The 10,980-nt window shown below is 65.6% G+C and carries 8 protein-coding genes; 5 read left to right on the plus strand and 3 right to left on the minus strand.

The window, feature by feature from the left end; genetic code table 11:
- Window positions 1-679 precede the first annotated feature (679 nt).
- Entirely contained in the window at window positions 680-2,479 is a 1,800-nt protein-coding gene (locus tag ACFQGL_RS28535; protein WP_377515682.1) for an N-6 DNA methylase, read from the plus strand.
- A 320-nt stretch (window positions 2,480-2,799) separates the two neighbouring features.
- Window positions 2,800-6,360 (plus strand): NACHT domain-containing protein, encoded by a 3,561-nt coding sequence (locus ACFQGL_RS28540; protein WP_377515683.1) that lies wholly within the window; start codon window positions 2,800-2,802, stop codon window positions 6,358-6,360.
- Between the two features lie 70 nt (window positions 6,361-6,430).
- Here ACFQGL_RS28540 and ACFQGL_RS28545 read toward each other — a convergent pair whose 3' ends face one another.
- Entirely contained in the window at window positions 6,431-6,877 is a 447-nt protein-coding gene (locus ACFQGL_RS28545) for a hypothetical protein (RefSeq protein ID WP_377515684.1), read from the minus strand.
- Between the two features lie 252 nt (window positions 6,878-7,129).
- Complete coding sequence (locus ACFQGL_RS28550) at window positions 7,130-8,035, minus strand: hypothetical protein (RefSeq protein ID WP_377515685.1); 906 nt, start codon at window positions 8,033-8,035, stop codon at window positions 7,130-7,132.
- A 540-nt stretch (window positions 8,036-8,575) separates the two neighbouring features.
- Between ACFQGL_RS28550 and ACFQGL_RS28555 the strand changes: the two genes are divergently transcribed.
- Window positions 8,576-9,346 (plus strand): hypothetical protein, encoded by a 771-nt coding sequence (locus ACFQGL_RS28555; protein WP_377515686.1) that lies wholly within the window; start codon window positions 8,576-8,578, stop codon window positions 9,344-9,346.
- Between the two features lie 159 nt (window positions 9,347-9,505).
- Window positions 9,506-9,847, plus strand: coding sequence for a hypothetical protein (locus ACFQGL_RS28560; protein ID WP_377515687.1), 342 nt, complete (start codon window positions 9,506-9,508; stop codon window positions 9,845-9,847).
- Between the two features lie 45 nt (window positions 9,848-9,892).
- On the opposite strand, the gene ACFQGL_RS28565 is transcribed toward ACFQGL_RS28560, so the two are convergent.
- Window positions 9,893-10,093 carry a hypothetical protein gene (locus ACFQGL_RS28565; RefSeq protein ID WP_377515688.1) on the minus strand — a complete coding sequence of 67 codons (201 nt, stop codon included), beginning with the start codon at window positions 10,091-10,093 and terminating at the stop codon, window positions 9,893-9,895.
- A gap of 116 nt (window positions 10,094-10,209) precedes the next feature.
- On the opposite strand from ACFQGL_RS28565, the gene ACFQGL_RS28570 reads away from it, so the two are divergent.
- Window positions 10,210-10,926, plus strand: coding sequence for an Eco29kI family restriction endonuclease (locus tag ACFQGL_RS28570; RefSeq protein ID WP_377515689.1), 717 nt, complete (start codon window positions 10,210-10,212; stop codon window positions 10,924-10,926).
- Window positions 10,927-10,980: the final 54 nt, after the last annotated feature.

Consider the following 10,980-nt stretch of genomic DNA (forward strand, 5'->3'; position numbering starts at 1 on the left):
AAACGCCCTGAACCAGCATCCGCGCGGGCTCGCCAGACCCGGACGGCATACCTTCGGACGCAGTACACCGTTGGGGAGGAGATCGGCATGGCGGACTGGTTAACACGGTTGATCGGGGGTTTGTCAGGGCCCGACCTGGTCGTGGCCGTCCTGGTATCGATGTTGTTCGTCAGCTGGGTGATCATTAGTGAGCGGCGCACCCGGCATCTGGTCCAGTTGATCCGCGCGCTGCGGGGACGGGCCGGCACTGGCCGGGCGGTCCAGCCCGGACGCAGCCGAGGGGGTGAGGACGATGGTGGCTGAGCGGCGGCTGATGACGCGGACGGAGGTAGCGCAGGCGGCCGGGGTGAAGGAGCAGGCAGTGAGCTTATGGGCCAGTCGGCACCCGTCCTCCTTCCCTCGAACGGTCCGGATCGGCCGCCGGGTCGGCTACCCGATCGATGCGATGGCTGAATGGTTGGACCACCGAAAGATCCATCAGAAGAGCCGCCGAGAGAACGATCCCCCTGGCTTGACCCACTACGGGCAGCGTTTTCGTTCTGCGGTTGGCTTGGCCACCGCGCCCGCTCGCGGGGATGGTACGAAGCGGTGGCAGGGCGAGCCGCAACAACGGTTGCGGACCTGGTGGGACCGGCCACGGGTAGACAGCAGAGACCCACTGCAGTTCGAAGCAGTGGTGATGTCCCTGATGTACGTACGGGCGATGGATCCCACCGGCTGGGCATCGCTGGCACGAGCGTCGACCGGCAGCATTCAGGCCACCGTGGCCGAGGTGACCCGGCGGCTGCCACAACCGCTGTCGGCGGCGACCCAGCAGCTGCGTACCTTGCCCAAAGACGACTGGTGGCCGGGCCAGTTGAGGCAGATGATTGCAAGACTGAACAGCGCCCCAGCGCCGGCCGCCGACACATTCGACTACCTGCTGGACCTGTTCGCCCGGCGCCGACACCATAGCCCAGACGAATACCTGGTACCCGGTGCGTTGGCGCGGTTGATGGTGGCTCTGGTTGATCCCCAACCAGGTGAGCGGATCCACGATCCATGCTGCGGTCCCGGATCGCTGCTGGTAGCCGCCGGGCAGCACCTGACCAGGAGCGGTAAGCCGGCTGTGGACAGCCCGCCGCCTGTGTTGACCGGCCGGGCGACGACTGCCCGGACATGGCAGTTGGCCACCCTCAACATGGCGGTGCACGAACTGCGGTGCGACCTCTCCGCCGAGCCACCGGACCCGGCCCACGCCAACGACGTCGACGCCGGACCCGGAGGATACGACGTGGTGCTGCTCAATCCGCCGTTCGGCAAGACCGAGTGGGAACCGGTACCGCGTACCGAACGGACGTGGCTATGCGGCCGACCGGCGAAGTACGACACCGCCTCGGCCTGGTTGCAAACCGTGGCGACGGCGTTGGCTCCGGGAGGTCGAGCTGCGGTGGTCATGCCATACAGCTTCGCCTCGAACCTCAGCGACCAGCAGCGCCCGCTGCGCGCGGGAATGGTCGAACACGGCGTCGTGCGATGCGTCATCACGCTACCCAGGAACCTGTTCCGCGAGACCGCGACCCCGGTCACCGTGTGGATCCTGGCGCACCCCACCGATCCGCCGCGCGAGGACATTCTGCTGATCGACGCCCAGCAGGCGACACGGACCGACGGCAGCTATCGGGTACTGACCGAAGACGGCTGCGCCGACATCCTCCACGCCTACCAACGCTGGCTGCACGGCTTAACTGCGTTGCCCCACAGCAGCTCCGCAGTTACCGCGGTCGCGGTGACCCGGGACCAGGTCCGCGACCATGACTACGCCCTCCAGCCCGCCGCCTACCAGGCATCGCATCCACATGTGCCAGCACCAACGCTCCCCGGCCAACGGACATCGGCTCATCCACCCGACCGAACCGGCCCTACGGAGGACCGGCTTGACCACCGTCCGGCACTCAGGGCAGAGACGACCCAGGACACTCTCATCGGTGTCGTCCCGGACAACTGGTGGGTAGGCGACCTGGACCAACGATGCGACATTCGACCCGGCCCCTCCGGAACCCTGTTGGCCAAATCCGACTACGTGCCCGAGGGAATCCCTTTAGTCAGGGCCGGCGACCTCCGCGACGGTGGCATCGCGCCAGGCCCGAAAGCTCGGGTCAGCGACCAAACTGCCAACCGGCTGAAGGATTACCGCCTGCAATTCGGCGACATCCTGCTGGTTCGAATCGGTGAGACGACACGGTTCGGCATCGTCACCGAGCAGGAAAACGGTTGGCTGATGGGCAACACCTGCATCCGGGTACGCCCAGGCTCGCAAGTCACGCCAGAGTTCCTGGCCCACTACCTCAACCGGCCCGAGGTGCAGGGATGGCTGTACGCCCACACCCTCCACGGCTCGCGATCCAGCATAAACAAGAAACGCCTCAGCCGATTGCAGCTCGCGCTACCCCCTCTCGAAGAGCAACGAAGAATCGTCGCCGAGGGCCCGGCTCGTTGACTCGTCTTCCACGGCCCCTCCTCGGTGACTCTCAGCTAGGGTCATCCGTAACAGGGCGGCGGAACTCGCGCGTTTCGGCAAGCGCAAGCTGTGAAGACCGGGCGGCAGCAGCCCGCTGAAACTCGGCAACACTGCGAGAACCTGCGGCATACCGGACACCTCTCCTAGCGTCGCCCTCGATGTCGGAACCATGCTGCATCATTGGAGCCATGCCGACCGGAGTTGCGGGCCGGGGCCCGCGCGGGGGTGCCGAGAACGAGCTGGGCGGAGACTTTCGCGCGGACTATGCCGCCTACGTAGCCGCTCACGGTCTTCGAGGGATGAAGATCGAGATCAGCGGCGATGACCGCACCCACGGTGTGCCCTGTCTCATCCGCGCGGAGATCGACGAGGCGGTCGACGACCTTGAGGTCACGTTCACCGATGGACGGCGGGTTCTGATTCAGCTGAAGAAGTCGTTGAAGCTGACAACCACGGAGGAGAGCCCGTTTCGCAAGGTGATCGACCAGTGGGTGGAGCAGGTCGCTGTGGATCCCAACGGTTGCGTGCCGATGGTGGCGCTGTCGGCGACCGCCACGGTTGAGATCGAGCACTTGGCCGAAGCCCTGGATCGAAGGCGGGACCCACACGCGGCCCTACCCACGCCCAGCGAACATAAGGCACTTACCAAGCTCACCAGCGCCATGTCGCGTCTGGCGCCGGCCGTTCGAGACGCGGTGCTTGATCGGGCGTCAATAGTGGTCTTCCCCTGGCATGCGCGCCGCGGCGGCCCACCAGTCGCTGCTGCTCTTCTCGACGGCAACGTGGTAGCAGCCGGCCAAGGCCATGCGGCCACGTCGGAGTTGGCGAGAGCTCATCGTCGCTCCGCATCTCTGCGCACCGGGCTGGATCTGGAACAGTGGATCGACCGCCTCGCCCGGCCACCGTTCGACCTAATCAGCGACTCAGCCGCAAGCGCGTCAGCGCGTAGGTCCGCGGAGCGCGTCGCAGTCGAACGATATTCCCGGCGCGTCGGGAGCCCGGGTGGGATCGATCTGCTCGCCTTCGGGGCGGATTTGCCATTGATCGACACCACCATCCGCTGCGATGTCGGGCCACTCGATGAGGAGAACGTACGAGTCGACCTCGACATTTTTTTTCGGCGGTACGGACGGGTGCTGCTGCTCGGTGCGCCCGGCTCAGGCAAGTCCACAGCCATGCGTGACATCGTGCGCCGCGAGGCGGAACGCCGGTGGACGCTGCCGGTCCTTGTGGACTTACGGTCCCTGCTCGCCTCCGGTGCCTCGGACAGGGCCTACCTGCCAAGCCTCGCGGCTGAGCGGCACCCGCTGGAACAGCTTGCCGTCATCGCCACTGAAGTCGCGGAGCCCGCGGATCGCGATGTGCTGATGGGCGCGATCCACCGGGCAGCCGGGGAGGGTCGGTTACTGCTATGTCTCGATTCGCTCGACGAGACACGCGAGCACCGGCGCGAGGTCATTCGATGGGTTCGTCGCCTGCTAGCGCATCTGCACCCTGACTGCGACGTGCTGCTGGCGACCCGGAGCAGCGCCCATGCCTCCGCAGCGGTGCTCGGCTGGCGGGTAGCCCGCATGCTGTCTCCGCTCTCGCCACAGTCGGTCGCCGAACCGATCGTTAGGGCGGTCGCGAGTCGCGACGGCCGCGACGATGCGTGGATTAACAACCGCCTGCAGGAGATCAGCGACCGGCTGATGGAAAATCCGTATCTTGCGGAGACGCCGCTGCTTGTCACGGCTCTCGCGCTCGAGACGTCCGGACAACGCATGCCGGCGAGACGCACCGGAATGGCCCCGCTGATGGACGCAGTCATTCGGCGGGTAGCGCACGACTGGGAGCGACGGAGCGGCCGACGGGGTATCAGCATGCCGGCGGTGCCCTCCGCTCAGATCGAGGAGGCGCTCATCGACACCCTCGCCATGATCGGCTGGGAGAGCGTCACAAGCGCGAGACCACCGTCGGAGAGCCGCGTCGGTAACCTGCTGACCGAACGTTTCCATACCGAACACGGCCTGGTGCCTGGGATAGCCCGTGCCCTTGCCCGTGCTTGCCTTGACTTCTGGGACGAAGCTGGCGTGCTCGTCCGAGACGACAACGGTGGAATTGATCCACGGGCCCGCAACGTGATCGAGACGTCAGCCGCTCGCCATCTCGCCGAGTCACTCGAACCTGCGCGCCGGGATCTGCTCGTCCAGGCTGCGGCTGATCCGTCGATGACGCAAGTGCTGTCCTTGGCAGTCTCCCTCGAACCGGACCCGCTCATACCACTTGCTGAAATGGGCACCAGCATCGATGATATCGACGTGCTGTTGGCCGCTGCGCATGGCATTGCCGGTCGAGAGGATGCACCGGAGCGGGCGACCGCCGGCCTCATAGCATTGTTGGGAGAGAGGGCAGCCGCACACAACGAACGCGCGATGGATGTCGTTGCAGCTGTCACTCGGGTTCCCTCGCCTCCAGTGCGTAGCGACCAGGTTCGGGACATTGTTCGGGGTGCGGTACCGCCGGAACATTTGCCGACTTGGGAGGCGCTTCTCGCGCACCGGTGGAACGAGCCGCACGCATTCAGCTCATGTCTCGACTTGGCGATGTCCATGCCCGCCGTCGATGGCTCCGATCATCCGTACGTCAATGATGAGGGAATTCTCGACTTCGGCACCACCAGCCCGCACGAGGTCGCCTTCTCCGAGGTTGTTCTGGGCGCAGTGGTCCGCCTCCACTCCGGGCAGCCCAATGTCGCCGAGCGCGTTGAAGAAGTCGCTTACCGTCACTGCTCCTACGGCACCTACAACAAGGTTCGTGATCTGCTGGTCCAACGGGGTTACGTCCCACGCAAACGTCGCTCCCTGCTTGACGAAAACTACCTTGCGGACTGGACCGTTCGCAGCCGCACAGCTCACAAATGGCTTCTCGGACGTATGCAGGAGTTGGGGGCGCCGCACGAGTTGAGACCGGTCGAACGCCGACGCCTGCACCACGTCGGAATGCTGGTCGAAGGGCTCGCCTTCATGACCCTAGAGGCTGGATCTCTAGAAAGGGCCATCGCGGTTGACTCGACCAGCCTGTCAGCCATGATCGCTTTCATCGTCGAGTGCGCCGGTATCGACAGGGACGCGCTCGCCTCCGAGGCTGCTGTCCGGTTGGTGGAGTCTGCGGCCACGCAGGACCTCCACGTCGGGCTGGATCACGACCCACCCTCCTGCCGGCTGACGCGGTGGGACACGATCGACGTAACCGCAACGATCGAATGGCTAGGTACGTTGTTCGCGAGAAGCTACCTGCTCGCCCGACAAGCGCAGCTCGCGCTTGCCCAGGTGCCACCCGAATTTCGGTCGTTAGCTTGCGGCCAGGCACAAACGGCAGCAACGGACACGACGGTGCCCACCCGTAATCGGTTCCTTGCGGCCAGTCTCGCGCTCTATCTCGATCGAGAGAAGCTGGTAAGGCGGTGGCGGCATGACGAGGACCCTGTACTACTCAGTGCCGCGATGGCCGGGGTACGCGACGCTCCGGACCGACAGATCATCCTTGCCGAAGGGCTGCGGCACGCCGATGCCCTAGTCAGAAGCAACGCGGCCGAGAACATCAGAGACATCGATATGGTCGACAGCCGCATCGTGGAGGCCTTACAGCAGGCATTAAGCGCCCAGCCGCAGGCAACCTGCCGATACTGTGGCCTTGGGGGTCAGGACCTCGGACAGGGGAACTGTTCCCGCTGCCAACTTTCACTTCCCAACCCTCTGCGGGCAGTCAGGCAGGCGCTTGCCCTTCGACCGAGCGACCGTGACGACGCCACCTCCACCTCGTCGACGGCTCACCCCAGCTCAATCGCCGAACCAAACCCAGAGAGGATTTCCCCGTAGTCCCCCGACGTCCACCGCAGCCACGGCGGGGTACCCGGCGAGTTGCTGGAGCTGCTGCCGCGAGAGGCGATCATCTCCCCATTCTCCTTCGCGCCGAGCGCATCGGAGGTCGGAGGTCGATGGTGTCCCGCTTTTCCTGCTGGTCGGCGAGGCCTGCCCTGGTGAGCAACGCGAGCATGTCCTCCTGCCGCGGCTGACCGAAGGTCAGTCGGTACAGCGCCAAGTCGCGTTTCAACTGCCCGTAGCGGGCTAGGTCCCGACTCAGTGGCAGCGGCAGCACGTGGCGCTCGATGCGAGCCGGGCCCGGATAAACCCAGTACGGCGCCATGTCACCGAGCTGCGACTGCTGCCGCGCCGCGTCGTAGGCCGCCTTCCATACGTCGGGGTGGGCGGACTGGAGGGCGTCGGCGCGATGGGCAGCGGCGACGTTGCGGCGTACTGCGTGTCCGCCGAAGCGGTGCACCCGACCCTCCCGCTGTTCGAAGTCCACGGGGTTTGCGGGGACGTTCCAGTGCACGACCGCCCTACCTGCCTTCCAGCCAGCCGTGCCGGGCGAGGAGCGTCCTGCCCATCAAGAGTTCTTGCAGTGTGCCCTTGTCGGCGCGGCTGAACAGTAGAGGACTGTTATCCAATCGCCGTCAGGAGCCGGATCATGACAGAGCCCGACCGCCGTATCGCTTGCGGTACGCGATGATCACCTCGGGGTTGCCGCGGTAGCCGCCGTTTCGAGTCGCGGCAACGGTTGTCGGCCCTGTGTTGGTCCTCGGGTTTAGCGCGCAGTTGGTCGACGTGCTGTTTGCTCTGCTTGAACGAGTGCGGCGAAGCGACGGCCCGCTTCGCCGGTGTCGATGGCTTGCCCGGCGAGGTGGGCAAGGAACGTCTCGAGCGGGTAGTGGGCCAGCACGTGGTAGCGGGCGAGGTACATCACGACCGCAGTAACCGGATGGCCGCATCCTGCTGCGAGGAGGGCATAGGCCAGCACCTGCTCGACGAGAGCATCAAGGTCACGGGCATCGTCGAAATGACCCGTCTTGTATTCGACGATGGTGGTGCCGGCGAGGAAATCGACGATACGAAGTCCGCCCAGCAGGCTCAGAGAGGCGGTGACCGGTCCGTAGCCGCGCAGCGCATTGCGGAAGCCGCTGGTGTAGCTAGCCCAGAAAGCGGCAAAGGCAGGGCGGGCGCCGCGCACGACGGTGGCGTACGCGCTGACGGCCCGCCGGTCGCGCAATGCGGCCTGGATCGCCTCGCGGGCATCGTCCGGGTTCGCCGAACCGAGCTCGTGCAATGCCCTGTCGAGGTAGGGCAGCAGGCTGCCCACCGTGAACAGTCGAGCGCCGGGGATGCGGTCGGTGGTTTTGCGCCACGGCCCGTCGGGAGTGTCGGTGGTTGGCGCGTATCCGGCGGTGGTCAGCAGGCGCCGCATCCCGGCCGCCGGCAGCTGTTTGATCAGCTGCAGGTATGGCGGTGCACCACACAGGTCAAGGGCGAGTGTCCGCTCCATCGCCTGCCCGAATCGGTCCGGCTCAGGTGCGCAGGCGCGGATGGGTGCAGGGGCGCGACTGATACGGCCCTGCAGGTCGGCGATGAGCCGGGCCCGGTGCGGAAACTGCTGGTTGAGCCAATGGCTTGGAGCTGGCGGTTCACTGCAGGTGCGGATTGCGTACGAGGTCATGAGGGCACTCCTTCGCAGGTGAGGGCACACCGGAACGTCGTGGCACCAAACCGGTGTGAGGCGGCAGCGGCGAGTCAGGCGACGCCCGATGTGGAGCGACACGCAGCGGGTTTGTCGACGACTGCAACCGAGGGATCCGAAGGCTTGCCGCAGGCGGGGTCTTAGCCCGTCGGCATCGATGGCCGGCTCATCGGGCTCCGCACAACTGGGCGGCATAGCAGCTGGACGAGGCCAGCTCTACGACCGACCGTACGCGCCGTTGTGACTGCGGACAAGCCATCCGGCGAGGCCGGTCCGATGGCGACCGGCGGTGTTCTGCCCGCAATCCGACAGGCTCGGTCGACCGGCATTGGCATAGACCAGTCGGTGACATAGGGTATCGACAGGGTTCCATTCAGTTAACTATCGCTAGCACCGCAACCGGGTCAACCGGATGAGCGAGGTGGCCGCGACATGGACACCGGCAGACACAATCCTGGTTGCGAGACAGCCCGAGGACACCGCTGCCTCTGCACCCAATGCGGCGGCAGCCAACATGGCGTGCAGGGCTGGCTCAACCACGTCGACCAGGACTATCTGATCCGCCACGGGAGACGGAAGCGCTTCGAGAGCAAACTGGCCTGGACAAAGCATCGACCGCGGCGCCTGGAGCAGACCCGCCGCAACCAGGAAATCACCACCGACCTCGCTCGCGTCGACATCGCCGACTGGCTTGCCGCCCCGTCGCCGCCAGCGGAGCCCGAAGACGGCGACCCTTACCCGACGCCAACCGAGCAGGTGACAGCCCTTGCCGAGGAAATGACGCGCGGAGCCTGGCGGGAGATCGTCACTGAACTCGACCACGCCACGCCGGACGCCACCAACGTAAAGCGCGACCTCACCAACCACGTCTGGTGCGATCTCTTCATCGGGCTGGTCCAGGCGATCGAGATGACCCGACGCGGTTTCGACAGCATCCCCACCACGGTCAAAACTTTGATCCTGGGTTCGGCACTGCAGGCCGACCGGCCGCACGTCACCGAAGCCGTCATCGACTTGATCCTCGACAAGGCGTGGCACGGCATCCAGGCCGCAGCGTTCGCCGGCGCACCGCTGCTCGACCTCATCTCAAACGACGAAGCCCTGCGCGCACTACGGATCCTCGCCGTGTTCATCTGCCCCGCACCAGCACAACACCCCGCAGTACGGCACCACGCCCTGAAACCACTCGGAGAAGACGCCACCAAGATCCTCACCGACCAGACCGAGACCAGACTTGCCGAGCTGTTCACCGACTGGCGATCCGACAGCGATGTCCCGCCAAGCGGATAGCTGCGCAAGGCTGTGCTCCCCGTGCCCGACCGCGCACTCGTTCAAGGCAGGTGCCCACTCCCTCACGACAATCGGCAGACGCCGGGGCAGCATCAGGGTCAGCCGACCGAACTGAATATGAGGTGGAGCCTGTTGTCGTACCTCGGGCACGATGCCCGGATGACGCTGCTGGTCCCCGCGAACCCCCTACGGCCCCGCCGGCCCGACGACCACTTCGCGCCCGAAGCCGACGCGGCCCGCGCCGCCGGGATCGACGTCGCGGTGATCGACCACGACGCGCTGACCCGCGGCGACCCGCACCACGCGGTCACGACCGTGCCCGCCGGCGGCGTCGCGGTCTACCGCGGGTGGATGCTGCGCAGCGACCAGTACGCGGCTTTCGCCGACGCCCTCGCCGCCCGTAGCGTGACCCTCCGCACCAACGCCGACCAGTACCGCCGCGCCCACGAACTCCCCGGCTGGTACCACCAACTCGCCCCGGTCACCCCGACCTCCACCTGAACAACCAGCGCGGAGCGGACCGCGTTCGACCAGGCTCGGGACCGGCTACCTGACCCACAACAGGTCCATCACCATCACTGCGATGGTCAGGCACGCACCAAAGGTGGCACCGGCCCGCATGAACGTTGTGGGGACGCTGGCACCGTCGAGGCGCTTCAGGATCCCAGCCACTACTCCGCAGAGCAGACACGCCAGGACGGCGATCACCGCCAGAAGGATCCGCAGCGTGATCAAAGAGCCTGTCATCTTCGAGGACCTCCATCGTCGGCTTGACGACCACTGTGAACTGCCGCTACCCGTGTTGTGTTCAACCTGTGCAAGGCTGAACATCTTTGAACGGCTGAAACGCAGGGAGGCTTGACGTGGCCGAGCAGGACTACCTAGCCGAACTCGGGGCCGAGCTGACGCGGATGAGGGCGGCGAAGGGATGGACAACGCAGCAACTTGCCATACGCTGCCGACGAAGCAGGACCTCAGTTAGCCAGGCTCTAAATACCCGTCAGGGCCGGCCAATACCGTCGCTCAATACTGTCAGCATTATCTGTGAAATCCTCGGAGGTGACCATCGCAGGCTACTCGCTCTCCTCAAGGAAGGCCGGTCGCAGCAGAATTTCGGAGAGCCAGGGCCGCTCGCGTCGGACGGTAGCCGGCAATTTACACGGGAACCTAGCGAGCCCGACCCGGCAGAAATTGACGGGCTATACAACCCGCTGCGGCGAGAGAACCTCGAGCGGAGTGTGCAGTGGGCACTGGAGGCGGCGCCTGCCATCCCGCTCGCCCGTCAGCCCCTGACGAAGGGGGGCGGGATCTACGCGATCTACTACACCGGCTCGTACGAGCTTTACCAGCCTGTATCCGCGCCGGGGTGCTCAATGCCCCTCTTCGTAGGATCGACTCGTCCCTCGGTGCTGCGTCGGAACTCTTCCGGGTTGCCTGCGGGCGGCGGGCTGAGACGCAGGTTGTTAGAACACCAAAGGACGATTGAGCGGTGTGACAACTTGCGCCTCGTTGACTTCCAGGTCAGGTACCTACCCGTGGAGGAGATGTTCGTTCCCGCCCTGTCTGTCAGGGTGAGTTGAGGCCAGCGGCTCATAGCAAGTCCGTCGGACAGGGCGAGTTCAGGATCGAGAGTC

The sequence above is a fragment of the Micromonospora vulcania genome (genome assembly GCF_042658605.1).
GTDB classification, from domain to species: Bacteria; Actinomycetota; Actinomycetes; order Mycobacteriales; family Micromonosporaceae; genus Micromonospora; species Micromonospora vulcania.

Bases quoted from the DNA above. Each gene is read 5' to 3' on its own strand.
- ACFQGL_RS28535 (WP_377515682.1), top strand. From the start codon at position 680: ATGTCCCTGATGTACGTACGGGCGATGGATCCCACCGGCTGGGCATCG.
- ACFQGL_RS28540 (WP_377515683.1), top strand. From the start codon at position 2,800: ATGAAGATCGAGATCAGCGGCGATGACCGCACCCACGGTGTGCCCTGT.
- ACFQGL_RS28550 (WP_377515685.1), bottom strand. From the start codon at position 8,035: ATGACCTCGTACGCAATCCGCACCTGCAGTGAACCGCCAGCTCCAAGC.
- ACFQGL_RS28560 (WP_377515687.1), top strand. From the start codon at position 9,506: ATGACGCTGCTGGTCCCCGCGAACCCCCTACGGCCCCGCCGGCCCGAC.
- ACFQGL_RS28565 (WP_377515688.1), bottom strand. From the start codon at position 10,093: ATGACAGGCTCTTTGATCACGCTGCGGATCCTTCTGGCGGTGATCGCC.